This window comes from Streptomyces sp. bgisy100, from assembly GCF_057709105.1.
Genome location: NZ_JBYITE010000015.1, coordinates 1 through 13,764, shown reverse-complemented (window position 1 = coordinate 13,764; position 13,764 = coordinate 1). Strand labels below are relative to the sequence as shown.

The following is a 13,764-nucleotide window of genomic DNA, read 5'->3' as shown; positions in this document are numbered from 1 at the left end:
CCGTGGGACGCACGCCGGGCAGCCTACTGGATCCCGGGCAAAGAGGGCGGTCAGCTGTTCGGGCGCAGCGTCCAGAGAATGGACATCTCGCCGGTGACGGCGCCGTCCTCACGGGTGATCGAGACCTCGACCGGGAACTCCGGGCGCCCTCCGGCGTCGAGTTCGGCGACGACGTCGGCGATCGGGCGGCCGAGCTGTGCGGTGGCCGTGACGGGACCCATGGCCAGCTTCTTGTAACCGATCTCGGCGCGTACGGCGAGGGGGACGGCCCGGGAGAGCTGGTCGCCGAAGGCGGCGATCACGATGGCACCGCTGGCGGACTCGGCGAGCGTGAACATCGCGCCGGCGTGCGGCCCACCGACGTGATTGTGGTAGTCGGGCTGGTCGGGCAGCCGGAGCACCGCGCGCTCCGCGGTGGTCTCGAGGAATTCGAGGTTCAGGGTGCGGGCCATCGGAACGGTGGCCGTGAGCATTTCGCCGATCGACGGCAGGGTCTCGGACATGGCGGGGATGTTACCAACGAGTAGCCACCGGCGACAGGGCGGAGCCCCGCCTTCCACGGGACACCTCTATCGTTAGCGGCCATGTGGCCAGGACAACAGCCGCCCGGGGGCGAGCAGAACCCGCAGAACGCGAATCCGTACCAGCAGCCGGGGTACCAACAGCCGGGGCATCAACCGCCCCCTCCCTACCAGCAGCAGGGATATCAACAGCCGGGCTACCAGCAGCCGAACCCGTATCAGCAGCCGGCGCCGCAGTGGAACACGGCGGTGCCCGGCGGCCCGCAGCCGCCGCGGAACAACCGCAGCAAGGCCACGATCGCCGTCGTGACGGCCGCCGCCGTGGTGGTCGCCGCCGCCGTCACCGGCGTGATCGTCCTGGGCGGCGAGGACGAGAGCCCCCGGGCCGGGCAGGGCGGCAGCAAGCAGTCCGCCTCGGCCGCGCCCTCGTCGTCCGGCGCGGGCGACTCCGGCGGGGGCGAGCTCGCCAATCCGCGTGCCGACAGCGAGGTGAAGCCGGTCGTCCCCGGCTGGAAGACCGTGGTCAACGGCAAGCGGCACAGCGCGTTCGACGTCCCGCCGGACTGGGCCGTCGAGCGGCCGGGCACCGCCATCGGGTTCACCGACCAGAAGGACACCTCCGACTTCCCGAAGTCGCTGGTGACGATGACGTCCCCGGCGTACGCCCAGGAGAAGTGGTGCACCTCGAAGACCGAGAGCGGCCGGGAGGACACCACGTCCCTGGGGGCCGCCGGCACCAAGGGCGCGCAGGGAGCGAAGAGCACCGCGGAGGCGGCCCAGAACGAAGCCCTCAGCTGGGTCTTCGCCGCCTATGACCAGAAGAAGACGGGCACCTTCCGGGGCACCCGGGCCAAGCCGTTCAAGAGCGACCACGGCATCAGCGGCTCCACGTCGTCCGCGACGGTGACGGGGGTGAAGAAGACCGGCAAGTGCACCACCGACGGCAAGGCGTTCGCCGTCACCTACCGCGCGGACACCGGCGACCTGGCGACCTGGGTGCTGTACACGGCCAAGGGTGTCGAGGACGAGATCCCGGACGCCACCATCAGGAAGATCATGAGCACCCTGCGGCCGCTCCCGTCCTCCTGAACCTCCGCTCCCCCGCCTGGCCCTTCCGGCCTGGCTCCTCCGCCTGCCGCCCGGCCTCGACCCGGCTCACCGGATCCGCAGTACCGGTGAACCGGGTCAGCCGACGCTGAAGGCCCCGTCCGGCGGCTCCGGCGAGTCCTCGGCCGCACCGTCGTGCACGGGCCGCGCACCGGCCGCCAGCCGACCGAGGGACGCCCCGTGCTCCACCCGCGCCGGGAAGGTGTCGGCCGCGGTCCGGCGGGCCAGTGCGGCGACCGGCAGCTCGGCGTCGGACGCCACGAGCACCGTGTTGCCGAAGCGGCGGCCACGCAGCACGGAGGGCTCGGCGATGAGGCACAGGTGCCGGAACACCTCGGACGCGGCGGCCAGCTGGGAGCGGAGGAACGGGAAGGGGGCGGTGTCCGCGAGGTTCGCCGCGTAGACGCCGCCGGGGCGCAGGGCCCGGGCGGCGGCGCGCGCGTACTCCACGGAGGTGAGCTGGGCGGGCACCCGGGAACCGGTGAAGACGTCCGCGATCAGGAGGTCCACCGACGCGGGTTCCGTCCGCTCCAGCCAGTGGCGCGCGTCCGCGGCGTGCACACGGATGTCCGCGCCGGAGGGCAGCGGCAGACACTCCTCGACCAGCGCGATCAGGCCGGAGTCGGCCTCGATCACCGTCTGCCGGGACGCCGGCCGGGTGACGGCGGCATAGCGCGGCAGGGTGAAGGCACCACCGCCGAGGTGCAGGATGTCGACCGGTGCGCCCGGGTCGGCCGCGACGTCCACGACATGGGCCAGCCGCCGTAGGTACTCGAATTCCAGGTCGGTCGGATCGTCGAGGTCCACATAGGACTGCGGAGCGCCGTCCACGGTGAGCAGCCAGGCCCGCGGCCGGTCCACATCGGGCATCAGCTTGGCGGTCCCGAAGTCCACGGCCCGGGTCACGGGAATCGGCTCGTTCTCCACGCCTCCATTGTCGCCGGGGCGCGAGGGGCAGGGAGGCCAGGGGGTGCCGGGCGTACCGTGCCGAGCGCACCACTCCCCCCTCCGCGGCCCCGGCAGGCGGGGACGGCCGAGGTGGCCGGCCACGTCCCGGGGCTTCCGACCCGGGCTTCCGTGGCCGGGCTTCCAACCCCGGGCTTCCAACCCCGGGCTCCCGTAGCCGGGCGTGCGGCGGGCCGGGCGTGCGGCGGCCGGGCGCCCCTCGCCGAGGCCGCATCCGGGTTCGCCGAGGTCGCATCTGCCCGGCTCGGCCACGGAGTCGGGGCACGCGGGCCCCAACCGCCCCCTCCCGGTGGCCCTTTCCCGGGCGGTCAGTCGGCGAGGGACCGGTCGGAGACCTCGACGACGGTGCCGGCTCCCAACGTGCGGCCGCCTTCCCGAACGGTGAAACGGAGCCCCGCTTCAAGCGGCACCTCCCTGTCGAGTTCGACGGTCACCGTGACGGTCTCCCCCGGCCGGGCGACCGCGGCGGCACCCATGTCGATACCGCCCGCCACCTCCGCGGTGCGGAAGTGGAACCGCGGCCGACAGCCGGTGACCCCCGTGGCACCGTGCCCGCCCTCGGCCGCCGACAGCAGATGCATCCGCGCCGTGAAGCACCGTCGTAGCGTCACGCTGCCGGGCTCCGCCAGCACCTGTCCGCGCCGCACGGCCTCGCGCGGCACCCCCCGCAGCAGCACGGTGACGCTGTCGCCAGGCTCCGCGGACTCCATCGGTACGCCGGAGATCTCCAGCCCGGTGACCAGGGTCCGTACGCCCGTACCGGGCACCTCCACCGGGTCGCCGACCCGTACCGTTCCGCGTTCCACGGCTCCGGTGACGACGGTTCCGCTTCCGGCGACGGTGCGGACCTGCTCCACCGGCAGCAGGAACCGTGCGTCGGCCCGGCGCTCCGGCAGCGGCACATAGGTGTCGACGGCGTCGAGCAACGCCTCGACGGCACCGACCCAGCGGGGGTCGCCCTCCAGGGCCCGCAGCCCCGAGACCCGTACCACCGGCAGGGTGTCCCCGGCGTAGCCGTGCCTGGACAGCAGCTCCCGCACCTGGAGTTCGACCAGTTCGGTCAGGTCGGGGTCGCCCGCGTCGGCCTTGGTGAGGGCGACGACGAGGTGCTCGACACCGACCTGACGGGCCAGCAGGACGTAGTCGGCGGTCTGCGGCATGACGCCGTCCGGTGCGGACACCACGAGGACGGCTCCGTCGAGCCGCGCCGCCCCGGTCACCATGTTCTTCACGAAGTCGGCGTGGCCGGGCGGGTCCACATGGGCGTAGTGCCGGGTGTCGGTCTCGTACTCGACGGGCGCGATGCCGCCGGTGGCGCGGTGCCCCGCGGCATCGGGCGCGCGGTCGGTCCGGTCGGTCCGGTCGGTCCGGTCGGTCCGGTCGCCCTGGCCTACCCGGTCGAGTGGCCCGGGGGTTCCGGACGCGCTCGTGTTCCGTACGTGCGTGCCCCGTACGTGCGGGCTCAGCACCCGGGCGATGGCGGCGGTCAGCGTGGTCTTGCCGTGGCCGGCGTGGCCCATGGTGCCGATGGTGAGGTGCGGCTTGGTCCGCACAAATGCCTGCTCGGACATGGTTTTCTTCCTCGGGAGAGCGCCGGGGGTCGCACCGCGGCGGAAGGTGACGGGGACCCCGGGGGCCGGCCGACTCTCCCCCTGCGGGGTCCGCCGGATGATCCGGGAAGAGTCAGATTCGGGCGCCGTCGACGGGCGTTGTCACCGCGACGGCGGGCGTGACCGGCGTGCCGCCGGGCGTCGCGGGCGCGGCGCTGCCGGCTGCGGCCGGTACCGAGGAAACGAGGGCAGCCTCCGTCGCGTCCGCGCCTGCGGACCCGAGCGCGAGGAAGGCGTACCGGAGCATGCACTCATCGTGAGGGGTGGCACGATGGTTCGTCCAACGATTAATCAGGGAACAGCTGTTCACTGCCCACCTCCGGGCCGTCGTTCGCTGCCGTGGTCCGTGGGCGGCCCTGCGGGTGTCCGGCACATGGCCACCGCGGGGAGGGACACCCGCGGACGCCTTCCGTGCGATGCGTCGCAGTCGCCCGCGAAGTGCGGCGATCACGTGCCCCGCTCGGTTACTCTCCCCGGATGTCCGCCTCCGCCGCACAGCCGACGCCCCGGTCGCAGGGGCTCGCCCGGCGCTGCGTCCGGGTCCTGGTGTCCCCCCGGTCCCGGCTGGCGTTGCTCGTCGCGCTGCTCGCCGGTGCCGCCACGGCCGTGGCGCTGCTGGAGCCGCAGCGGCTGCTCGTCGACGGCTGGCACCCGCGGCTCTCCGGTGGGGCGGCCGTGGTGCTGTTCGCCGTGGCGTACGGGGTGTGCACGGCCGCGCTGGTGCCGCGCCCGCTGCTGAATCTGGGGGCGGGTGCGCTCTTCGGCGCCCCGTTCGGTCTGGTCGCGGCGGTGTCGGGCACGGTGCTGGGCGCGGGCATCGCGTTCGGCCTGGGGCGCGCCCTCGGCCGGGACGGCTTGCGCCCATTGGTGCGCGGGCGGTGGCTGACGGCCGCCGACCGGCAGCTCTCCCGGCACGGCTTCCGGTCGACGCTCGCGGTGCGGCTGTTCCCGGGGGTGCCGTTCGCCGCGGCCAACTACCTTGCGGCGGTGTCCCGGATGGGCTGGCTGCCGTTCCTGCTGGGCACCGGACTGGGGTGTGTGCCGAACACCGCGGCGTACGTCATCGCCGGAAGCCGGGCGGCGACGCCGACTTCACCGGCCTTCCTCATCGCGATGGGCTTCATCGCCGTAACGGGCGTCGCCGGGCTGGTCGTCGCCTGGCGCAGGCGCGGGCGGCCTGCCGGTTCATGACCGTGCGGGCACCGGGGAAGCGGCCCCGTGCGGCCGGGACCGACCCCGAGCGCACCCCGTGCACCCGGGAGGCCATAGCATCTGACGCGAACTCCCCCGACGATCACAAGGACGAGCTGACCCCGTCATGACCTGGTTCGAATCATTCATCCTCGGGCTCGTCCAGGGACTCACCGAGTTCCTCCCGATTTCCTCCAGTGCGCATCTGCGGCTGACCGCGGCGTTCGCGGACTGGCACGACCCCGGTGCGGCCTTCACGGCGATCACCCAGATCGGCACCGAGGCCGCCGTGCTGATCTACTTCCGCAAGGACATCGCCCGGATCATCACCGCCTGGTCCCGCTCGCTGGTGAACAAGGAACTGCGCGGCGACCACGACGCCCAGATGGGCTGGCTGGTGATCGTCGGCTCGATCCCGATCGGGGTGCTCGGTGTCACGCTCAAGGACCAGATCGAGGGCCCGTTCCGGGATCTGCGGCTGACCGCCACCACCCTGATCGTGATGGGCATCGTGCTCGGTGTGGCCGACCGGCTGGCCGCCCGGGACGAGACCGGCGGCAAGCACCGTTCGATCCGGGAGCGCAAGACACTCTCCGAGCTGGGCGTGCGGGACGGCCTGATCTTCGGCGTCTGCCAGGCCATGGCGCTCGTCCCGGGTGTCTCCCGGTCGGGTGCGACGATCAGCGGCGGCCTGCTCATGGGCTACACCCGCGAGGCCGCCGCGCGGTACTCGTTCCTGCTGGCCATCCCGGCGGTACTGGCCTCCGGGGTCTTCGAGCTCAAGGACGCGGGCTCCAGCGGGCACATCTCCTGGGGACCCACCGTCTTCGCGACCGTTATCGCCTTTGTGGTGGGCTATGCCGTCATCGCGTGGTTCATGAAGTTCATCACCACCAAGAGCTTCATGCCGTTCGTGATCTACCGGGTCCTGCTGGGCATCGTGCTGTTCGTGCTCATCGCCGCGGGTGTGCTGAGCCCGCACGCCGCCGAGTCGGCGGGCTGATCCCGGCCCCCCTGAGGCGCACCGGGGCGGTCCCGTCCGGTGCGGGTCGGACCGCCCTACGGCGCGTCTCCCGGCCCCGGTCACTTCCCCTCCGTCAGGCCGTCCTGCGCCGCGCCCCGGCTCAGGACGGCCTCGCGCACCCGGTCCCGTACCTCGGGGAACCGCCGCTCGGTGGCCCGGACCACGCGGAAGGGCGGCCCGGTGTCCGAGTGGGCGACCAGGAACTCGGCCCTGGACACCGTCCAGCGGTCCCCCCGGGGTTCGGGGGCGAAGGTGAAGCGCGCCATCGAGCCGTCGTTGCCGCGGTAGAGCCCGGGCACGAAGCTCGCGACCTGGTCGCCGAGTCCGTACACCACCCAGACGCCGTTGACCTTCTCGTAGGGCTGCGGCACATGGTTGTGGGTGCCGATCAGCAGGTCGATGTCGGGTTTCCCACCGGTGCGGGCGGCGGTCAGCCTTCGAGCCGCCTCCTGCTGCTGCCGGTCGGGGGCCTGCTGCCACTCGGTGCCCCAGTGCAGGCTGACCAGCACCACATCGGCGCCGGCCCGGCGGGCGGCCCGCGCGTCGGCGATGATCCGGTCGGGGTCGAGCAGGTTCACCGCCCACGGGCGGCCGTCGGGCAGCGGCACCCCGTTGGTGCCGTAGGTGTACGCGAGGTGGGCGACCTCGGCGCCCCCGGCACGCAGCCGGGCCGGTCCCGTCTCCCGGGCCGTGCGGGCCGAGCCCGCGTGCCGCACCCCCGCCGCGTCCAGCGCGTCGAGGGTGCGCCCGAGCCCCGCCGCTCCGGCGTCGAGGGTGTGGTTGGAGGCGGTCGAGCAACTGTCGTAGCCGGTGGCCCGCAGACCCCGGGCGACATCCGGCGGCGACTGGAACATCGGATAGCCGGTGAACGGGCCCTCCGGCGGCCCGTACGGCGTCTCCATATGGCAGATCGCCAGGTCGGCGGAGGCGACGACCGGCTCGATCCCGGCGAGGATACGGCGGAAGTCGTACCCGCTGCCGCCCGCGTCGTCCCGGGCCTGCCGGATGATCGACGGGTACGGGATCACATCACCGGTGGCCACGACGGTGAACGCCGCACGCCCGGAGCCGGCTCGGGCAGTGGGCCCGGACCCGGACGGCGGGGGCGACGAACCCGCGGGGGGCACCCCCTGGACCGAGCAGGCCGCGACCGCGCCCAGCGCCGCACCCCAGACCGCGAGCTTCGTCCGCCGCGCGAAGCGCATGTCCGTCTCCCTCGCCTCGGTACACCTCTTCGCAGCGTGTACCGAGCCCCGGAGGGCCGCAGCCGGAGGGCCGTCCGGATGGGCCGACAGGGTTAGCCGGAGTGTCGGCTTGACCCGGCGGCGCCGCCCTCCCAGTCCGCGTAGCGGACCCGGGAGATCTCCCGGATCCCGCCGAGCGTGCCCCACTCGTCCTTGCCGAGCCGGGTGAGCGGGCGCAGCTTCGTCACCTCGGGGTGACCATCGACGATCACGTCCTCGGCGACCGCCGCGTGCACGACCCGGCCGAAGACGACGGTGGAGTCGCCGAGGCGCAGGGTGCTGTGCAGCTCGCACTCGAGGGCGACGGGCGAGTCGGCGACGCGCGGCGGCTTGACCCGCAGCCCGGGCTCCGGCTCGACACCGACGGCGTCGAACTCGCTGACACCGCGTGGGAAGTCCGTGGCGGTCGCGTTGATCTGCTCGAAGAGGTGCTCGGGGGCGAAGTTGACCACGAACTCGCCGGTGTCCTCGATGTTGCGGAGCGAGTCCTTCCGGCCGACCGAGGTGAACTGCACGACGGGCGGCTCCACGCTGGAGATCGTGAAGAAGGAGTGCGGGGCCAGGTTCGCAGAAACACCATCAGGGCTGATCGTCGAGACCCAGGCGATGGGCCGCGGCACCACCACCGCGGTCAGGAGCTTGTAGAACTCGTTGCGGGACATGGCAGCGGGGTCAAAGTCGGTACGCATGGCGATCAGTATCCAGGAGGCGGCCGCGGATCTTAAGGCGGATCCACGGCACCACCAAACCCCTGAGTTCGGCGGAAAGTGCCCGGTATCGGAGCCGACGAGCACCAGGAGCCGACGCCATGACGACAGCCGTGACTGTCTGGGAGAACTTCGACGTACCCGCGCACGCCCGTGGGGGCCAGGTCACCCTCAACCTCTACGACCACCTGGCTGCCTGCGCCCCCAAACGGCCGGGAGCCTATCTGCGCATCTCCTCCGACCGCTTCGGCCTCGAAGCCGGCGTTTCAGTGGATTCCCCTGCAGATATTCTTCGTCAGTCTGGTGGTTCTCGATCCGCTGGTCGGCGTGTTGGTGGGACTCGTACGAAGGGAAGGCATCTGGCTGGCAGGCTCTGTGATGGGGATGGACGTGTGCGCGAACCGGATGGGCAACTGGCAGTGGCTGCGGGATGACCCTGCAGGGCTGTTGCGTCCTGACGGGCTGTTGTTCATCAACCTATTCGGCCTGTTCGTCGTCACGTTCTCCCTTCCCTTGCATCGCGCAATTTCCGGGACCGGGGCAAGGCGCTAGAGGAATTCTCGCCAGCGTGTTATCAGCATCCCGGGGCAGCAGATCTGGAACGTCCCCTGCAAGACCCTTAGACATCGTTTCATTTGGTGAGGCGGCGGCGACGGATGAGAGCTGCGGCTATGCCGACGAAGGCGAGGAAGTGGCCAGCCTTGCGCTCGTAGCGGCGGTGGAGCCGGCGGTATGGCTGGGACTGCTCTGGCGTGGTTTGCGCATCCCCCCCCCGAGACTTAGCAGCACTGTTGTCCCAGGAGGAGGCTTCATGAGGTTCCGACGCGCATCTGCTGGTGCGGCGGTGGCGGCAGCTCTGATCACTGGCTTTACCGGTGCACCGGCCTCTGCTGATACCGACAGCGCATCCGCTGTTACCTGCGGAAATGCCTACTGGCCGCATACGGACAGGAACGGCGGGGACGGCAAGCTGGTCGTGTTCCAGGCGCCGGCGCGGACTGGCCCTTATGGTGCTTGCAGCGAAGTTGCCATCATCGGAGACGGCGCGGAACTCCACTACGACTGCTACGTAGTCAACGACTATGGCAGCCGCTGGACCTGGGTGCGCGAAAGGGGCGGCGCGAGCTTCGGGTGGGTCTACGGTGCTCACCTGTCGGGTGGCGGAGCAACCCGACACTGCTGAGGATCAGCAATAGCAATACACGCGGCCCCCGGGGTGGCCGCACAGACACTCTGGTTGAGTCCGGGGACGTCGGACTTCTGGTGACACAAGAACACCGCGCGCCCGCTTCAGGGCGCGCGGTGTTCTGCGTGGTCAGATAGCGATGGGTCACTCTCCGAGAGGTACGGGTGACTGGTGATGGGCCTCGCGGACGGCTTCGTCGGTGCCACACGGGGTGCAGATGAAGACCTCTCGATCAACGGTCAGCCGGGAACCCGGGGGCCGTTCACCGAGCGGGCCCCTGCACGGCGGACAGCGAGTGCTCGGGCACGGGTCACTCCTCGGGGTGCTCGCGGGCGACTTGAGGCTCAGGTTCCAGGTCGGGCTGGAGCAGGGCTTCTCCGTCTGCTCCTGGAGCTGGTCTTCCCACCCTGTCAATCCAGGCTCTGACACAGCTGTATCGCCAGTCCCGGCCGTTGGGGCTCTTCCGGGGCGGCAAGCTCCCGGCCGATAGCGGCATAGCGTTCGCGGAACCACGTGGCGTCATCGGGTGCGTCGTAGAGGCCGGCTTCCCTGTGGACACGCAGCCGCTCCCGGTTGAGCCGGCAGCACCACGCGGCGCTCCCTTGGCAACGCATCAGTCTGCAGAGCGCGTCAGCAGCCGTCGCGCCCGCCCCCTGTACTACTCGCTTCGGGTGCTGAAGGACGCCTGGGCGGCGTTCTCCTGCGCGAGGGCTTCGTGCCGGCCGGTCCACCCGGTGGCCTGCCGCAACGACGCGAACTCGCGCTGCAGGGTGGTGGCGGAGGTGGTGCGGGTGTCGGTGCTGATGGTGACCGGCAGTCCGTCGGCCAGCAGCGCGGTTGCGGGATGGCCGGAGAGGCTGGGGACGGCGCCGGTCTGCACGTTGCTGGTGGGGCACATCTCCAGGGCGATGGTGTCCGTGCGGAGCCGGTCCAGCAGTGCCGTGTCGGAGGTGCAGCGCACACCGTGGCCGATCCGGCGGGCACCGAGGACGTCGATCGCCTCCCACATGCTCTCCGGACCTGCCGCTTCGCCGGCGTGGACGGTGCAGGGCAGGCCGGCACGGTGGGCGAGGTCGAAGGCGGACCGGTGCGGCCCGGCGCCGTACAGGGTCTCGTCACCGGCGAGGTCGAGACCGGCGACGACGTCCCGGTGCCGCAGGGCGGTCTCGGCGACGGCGAGGCTTTCGTCCGGGCTCTGGTGGCGCAGGCAGCACAGCAGCAGCGCGGTACTCACGCCGGTGGCGGCCCGGCCCTGGGCCAGTCCGTCGGCCACCGCTCGGACGGCCTCGTCGCGGGTCATGCCGTGGCGGACGTGCAGTTGCGGGGCGAAGCGCACTTCGCCGTGGACGACGCCGTCGGTCTCCCAGTCCTCGACCAGCTCCCGGGCGGTGCGGGTGAGGGCGTCGGGTGTCTGCAGGACCTGCAAAGGGAGGTCGATGTGGGTCAGGAAGGTGGTCAGGCTGCCGCAGTGGGCCGGGGCCACGACGAGTTCCTCGACCGGCCGGTCGAGGGCGATGCCCTGATGGCGAGCGAGGTCGGCGACGGTGCCCGGGCGGACGGAGCCGTCGAGGTGGCAGTGCAGTTCGTAGCGCGGGATCCGCGCGGCGTGGCCGCTCATGAGCCGGCCCCCGTTCCGGGGGCGTACTCAGCCGCGTCGGCGAGCGGCGCGCCGGTGGGAACGGGGGTGGAGAGGGTGTCGAAGAGGAGTTCCTTGAAGCCCTTTTCGTCGACGCGGCGGACCAGGGTGATGTTGGGGGCGGGAGCGGACACCCGCCGGTCGATGATCATTTGGCCGCGCGTGTCGTCGGCGACGGAGATGGCGACGTGGGCCTGTTCCTGTTCGGTGATCAGGCCGGGCTTGAGTGCCACGGCCATGGCGACGGGGTCGGGCAGGTCGTAGCCGGGCAGTCCGGTGACCTCGCGGGCCCAGTCGGTCACGGTGCGGTTGATGCGGTGGGCGAACGTGGCCATCGGGGTGCCGAGCCGTTCCAGGCGTTGCTGGTCGGCCGGGGTCATGACGGCGTCCTTGCGGGAGACGTCCCAGCCGATCCAGGTCACCGTGTCCGGGGTGGCGGCCTGAGCGACGATGCGGGCGGCCTCGGGGTCGGCCCAGAGGTTGAACTCGGCGGTGGGGGCGATGTTGCCGCGCAGGTCGGCGGCGCCGGCCATGCAGTACACGTGCCGGTAGCGGGTGAACAGCTCGGGATCGCGCAGCAGGGCGGCGGCGATGTTGGTGAGAGGGGCGAGCGTGACCAGGGTCAGCTCTCCCGGGTGTTCACGGGGGCAGGACAGCAGGGCATCGACGGCGTGGGTGCTCCGGCAGGCGGTGGACGGGTCGGGCAGGCCGATGTCGCCCATGCCGTCCTCGCCGTGGATGTGCTGGGCGCTGGAATGGGTGCGCGTGATCGGCCGGGCGCAGCCGGGGTGGACGGGGATGTCGGTGCGGCCCGCGGTCTCGAGGGAGATCAGCGCGTTGCGGGTGCCGGTCCCGACGGGCACGTTGCCCGCCACGGTGGTCACCGCCCGGATGTCACCCAGCCCGCTCGCTGCGGCGAGCAGCAGCGCGACCGCGTCGTCGGATCCGGTGTCGGTGTCAACGACCAAGGGAAGGGCAGGCACGGCCGTGCTCCATTCGTACGAGTCGTGCGGAATGCGCGGGGGGCAGTGGGCTCACCTGGGGACGAGGTCACTTGCGGGGCAGGGCGCCGAGCGCGGTGGTGGCGGTGACCGCCGCCCGGTGGTGAACCCACGGCCACCACCCGGCATGCCAAGAATCCGTTCACACCCATGTCTAATCGTTTAGATGCGAGGATGCAAGGGTTATGGCGAAGCAAACAGGCAAGGCCCCGACGCTGACGGACGTGGCCCGCGCGGCCGGGACCTCGACAGCGGTAGTCAGTTACGTGATGAACAACGGACCCCGGCCGGTCGCGGCCGAGACCCGCGAGCGGGTCCTGGCCGCCGCGGCCGAGCTGGACTACCGGCCCAACCGCATCGCCCGGGCTCTGCGCTCGCGGACCACCGGCGTGGTCGGCCTGATCCTGGCCGACGCCTCCAACCCCTATTTCGGCGCGCTGGCCCGGCATGTCGAGCAGGCACTGGACGGGCGCGGAAAGCTCACCCTGACCGGGAACGCCGGATACTCCCCGGACCGGCAGGAGCATCTCGCGGACAAGTTCCTCGCCGCCCAGGTCGACGGGCTCATCATCGTCTCCGCCGAGGGTGGCGCCGATGTCGCCGCCCAGGTCAAGCGAGCCGGCGTCCCCGCTGTATACGTCCACAACCAGCCCGAGGACGGGCAGGCCCCGGCAGTGGCCGCCGACAACGAAGCCGCCGTCCAGCAGGCCGTCGCCCACCTGCGCAGCCACGGACACACCCGCATCGCGTTCCTCGCAGGACCACGCGACGCCGGACCGGTCGGCCGACGCCACGCCGTCTGGGAGACGGCCCTCGCCGGCACCGGCGCCCCCCTGCTGCGCTGCGAGTACTCCCGTGCCGCGGCAGCGGCCCTGACCGGGCAGCTCGTCAGCGAGGGCACCATGCCCCCCGCGCTCATCACCGCCACCGACGAACAAGCCATCGGCGTCCTCGCCGGAGTCCGGGCTCACGGACTGGCCGTCCCCGACCGTCTGGCCGTCATCAGCCTCGACGGCACCCCCGACAGCGCCTACACCGCTCCCGCCCTCACCGTCACCCAGCAACCCCTGGAGGCGATGGCGGATCACGCCGTCGACCTGCTCCTCAGCGGCGAGGCCGCAGCGCTGCCCACCTTGTCGGCTCCCCTCGTGATCCGGGGCAGCTGCGGGTGCGCAGCCACCGAATCCTGAGTGCCCGAATCTTGAACCGGTAGGTAGGCGCGACTGCATCTGGCAAGATCAGCTTGTGGCTCGACACTCGGTGACCTTGAGCAGAATCGAGCTCGCAGACTGGCGAGCTGTCCGCTTCTGAACTTCCCTCGTCTCTGTCTGCCGCTTCCAGACCTGGGGACCGAACACCGAAGAGCAGACGCGCGCCTTCGTGATGACCGCGGTCGAACTGGTCGCGGGCGGTGATGGACGGCTCGCACGGCCAGGCAGATCGGGGCGGCCCAAAACCGGTCCGAGCCCGGTCGAATGTGGCGGGCGTCCTGCTCGCCGCGCCCGGCAGGCGCGGCGACAACCCTGTCGTCCCAGGCCGAGTTGACACGTCGGGGGCCGACTGTCCCACTA

14 protein-coding genes and 1 pseudogene are annotated in these 13,764 nt (G+C 71.7%); 6 read left to right on the top strand and 9 right to left on the bottom strand.

What is annotated here, in order from left to right; translation table 11 throughout:
• Positions 1-50: 50 nt before the first annotated feature.
• A complete protein-coding gene (locus AC3EQ1_RS13030; RefSeq protein ID WP_388852114.1) occupies positions 51-503 on the bottom strand; it encodes a DUF4442 domain-containing protein in 453 nt (150 codons plus the stop codon).
• Positions 504-584: 81 nt separating this feature from the next.
• On the opposite strand from AC3EQ1_RS13030, the gene AC3EQ1_RS13025 reads away from it, so the two are divergent.
• Complete coding sequence (locus AC3EQ1_RS13025) at positions 585-1,610, top strand: DUF8017 domain-containing protein (protein ID WP_432094473.1); 1,026 nt, start codon at positions 585-587, stop codon at positions 1,608-1,610.
• Between the two features lie 96 nt (positions 1,611-1,706).
• Here the strand turns inward: AC3EQ1_RS13025 and AC3EQ1_RS13020 are convergent, their stop codons facing one another.
• From AC3EQ1_RS13020 to AC3EQ1_RS13010, 3 genes are all read right to left on the bottom strand, one after another.
• Complete coding sequence (locus AC3EQ1_RS13020) at positions 1,707-2,498, bottom strand: spermidine synthase (RefSeq protein WP_432094586.1); 792 nt, start codon at positions 2,496-2,498, stop codon at positions 1,707-1,709.
• 404 nt (positions 2,499-2,902) lie between these two features.
• Positions 2,903-4,165, bottom strand: a complete 1,263-nt coding sequence (locus AC3EQ1_RS13015; RefSeq protein ID WP_432094472.1) for an elongation factor Tu — start codon at positions 4,163-4,165, stop codon at positions 2,903-2,905.
• A 112-nt stretch (positions 4,166-4,277) separates the two neighbouring features.
• Entirely contained in the window at positions 4,278-4,451 is a 174-nt protein-coding gene (locus AC3EQ1_RS13010; protein WP_432094471.1) for a hypothetical protein, read from the bottom strand.
• A 230-nt stretch (positions 4,452-4,681) separates the two neighbouring features.
• On the opposite strand from AC3EQ1_RS13010, the gene AC3EQ1_RS13005 reads away from it, so the two are divergent.
• Together AC3EQ1_RS13005 and AC3EQ1_RS13000 are read left to right on the top strand one after the other, a co-directional pair.
• Positions 4,682-5,395, top strand: a complete 714-nt coding sequence (locus tag AC3EQ1_RS13005) for a TVP38/TMEM64 family protein (RefSeq protein WP_432094470.1) — start codon at positions 4,682-4,684, stop codon at positions 5,393-5,395.
• A 127-nt stretch (positions 5,396-5,522) separates the two neighbouring features.
• On the top strand, positions 5,523-6,398 hold the full coding sequence (locus AC3EQ1_RS13000) for an undecaprenyl-diphosphate phosphatase (protein WP_432094469.1): 876 nt from the start codon (positions 5,523-5,525) through the stop codon (positions 6,396-6,398).
• Positions 6,399-6,478: 80 nt separating this feature from the next.
• On the opposite strand, the gene AC3EQ1_RS12995 is transcribed toward AC3EQ1_RS13000, so the two are convergent.
• Both AC3EQ1_RS12995 and AC3EQ1_RS12990 read right to left on the bottom strand, forming a co-directional pair.
• Entirely contained in the window at positions 6,479-7,624 is a 1,146-nt protein-coding gene (locus AC3EQ1_RS12995; RefSeq protein WP_432094468.1) for a CapA family protein, read from the bottom strand.
• 92 nt (positions 7,625-7,716) lie between these two features.
• On the bottom strand, positions 7,717-8,352 hold the full coding sequence (locus AC3EQ1_RS12990; RefSeq protein WP_432094467.1) for a flavin reductase family protein: 636 nt from the start codon (positions 8,350-8,352) through the stop codon (positions 7,717-7,719).
• Positions 8,353-8,673: 321 nt separating this feature from the next.
• Between AC3EQ1_RS12990 and AC3EQ1_RS12985 the strand changes: the two genes are divergently transcribed.
• The gene (locus tag AC3EQ1_RS12985; RefSeq protein ID WP_432094466.1) at positions 8,674-8,922 is read left to right on the top strand and encodes a hypothetical protein; all 249 of its coding nucleotides are present in this window, start codon (positions 8,674-8,676) and stop codon (positions 8,920-8,922) included.
• 79 nt (positions 8,923-9,001) lie between these two features.
• Here AC3EQ1_RS12985 and AC3EQ1_RS12980 read toward each other — a convergent pair.
• Positions 9,002-9,100: pseudogene (locus AC3EQ1_RS12980) on the bottom strand (IS5/IS1182 family transposase); the annotation flags it as partial.
• An 81-nt stretch (positions 9,101-9,181) separates the two neighbouring features.
• On the opposite strand from AC3EQ1_RS12980, the gene AC3EQ1_RS12975 reads away from it, so the two are divergent.
• A complete protein-coding gene (locus AC3EQ1_RS12975) occupies positions 9,182-9,553 on the top strand; it encodes a 3'-5' exonuclease family protein (RefSeq protein ID WP_432094591.1) in 372 nt (123 codons plus the stop codon).
• Positions 9,554-10,214: 661 nt separating this feature from the next.
• Here the strand turns inward: AC3EQ1_RS12975 and add are convergent.
• Both add and AC3EQ1_RS12965 read right to left on the bottom strand, forming a co-directional pair.
• Entirely contained in the window at positions 10,215-11,174 is a 960-nt protein-coding gene (add, locus tag AC3EQ1_RS12970) for an adenosine deaminase (protein WP_432094465.1), read from the bottom strand.
• Entirely contained in the window at positions 11,171-12,175 is a 1,005-nt protein-coding gene (locus tag AC3EQ1_RS12965; RefSeq protein ID WP_432094464.1) for a nucleoside hydrolase, read from the bottom strand. The genes add and AC3EQ1_RS12965 overlap by 4 nt, the downstream gene beginning before the upstream one ends.
• Before the next feature lie 203 nt (positions 12,176-12,378).
• Between AC3EQ1_RS12965 and AC3EQ1_RS12960 the strand changes: the two genes are divergently transcribed.
• Entirely contained in the window at positions 12,379-13,383 is a 1,005-nt protein-coding gene (locus AC3EQ1_RS12960; protein ID WP_432094463.1) for a LacI family DNA-binding transcriptional regulator, read from the top strand.
• Positions 13,384-13,764: the final 381 nt, after the last annotated feature.

Coding starts and splice junctions, on each gene's coding strand:
- AC3EQ1_RS13030 (WP_388852114.1), bottom strand. CDS start 503: ATGTCCGAGACCCTGCCGTCGATCGGCGAAATGCTCACGGCCACCGTT.
- AC3EQ1_RS13025 (WP_432094473.1), top strand. CDS start 585: ATGTGGCCAGGACAACAGCCGCCCGGGGGCGAGCAGAACCCGCAGAAC.
- AC3EQ1_RS13020 (WP_432094586.1), bottom strand. CDS start 2,498: ATGCCCGATGTGGACCGGCCGCGGGCCTGGCTGCTCACCGTGGACGGC.
- AC3EQ1_RS13015 (WP_432094472.1), bottom strand. CDS start 4,165: ATGTCCGAGCAGGCATTTGTGCGGACCAAGCCGCACCTCACCATCGGC.
- AC3EQ1_RS13010 (WP_432094471.1), bottom strand. CDS start 4,451: ATGCTCCGGTACGCCTTCCTCGCGCTCGGGTCCGCAGGCGCGGACGCG.
- AC3EQ1_RS13005 (WP_432094470.1), top strand. CDS start 4,682: ATGTCCGCCTCCGCCGCACAGCCGACGCCCCGGTCGCAGGGGCTCGCC.
- AC3EQ1_RS13000 (WP_432094469.1), top strand. CDS start 5,523: ATGACCTGGTTCGAATCATTCATCCTCGGGCTCGTCCAGGGACTCACC.
- AC3EQ1_RS12995 (WP_432094468.1), bottom strand. CDS start 7,624: ATGCGCTTCGCGCGGCGGACGAAGCTCGCGGTCTGGGGTGCGGCGCTG.
- AC3EQ1_RS12990 (WP_432094467.1), bottom strand. CDS start 8,352: ATGCGTACCGACTTTGACCCCGCTGCCATGTCCCGCAACGAGTTCTAC.
- AC3EQ1_RS12975 (WP_432094591.1), top strand. CDS start 9,182: ATGAGGTTCCGACGCGCATCTGCTGGTGCGGCGGTGGCGGCAGCTCTG.
- add (WP_432094465.1), bottom strand. CDS start 11,174: ATGAGCGGCCACGCCGCGCGGATCCCGCGCTACGAACTGCACTGCCAC.
- AC3EQ1_RS12960 (WP_432094463.1), top strand. CDS start 12,379: ATGGCGAAGCAAACAGGCAAGGCCCCGACGCTGACGGACGTGGCCCGC.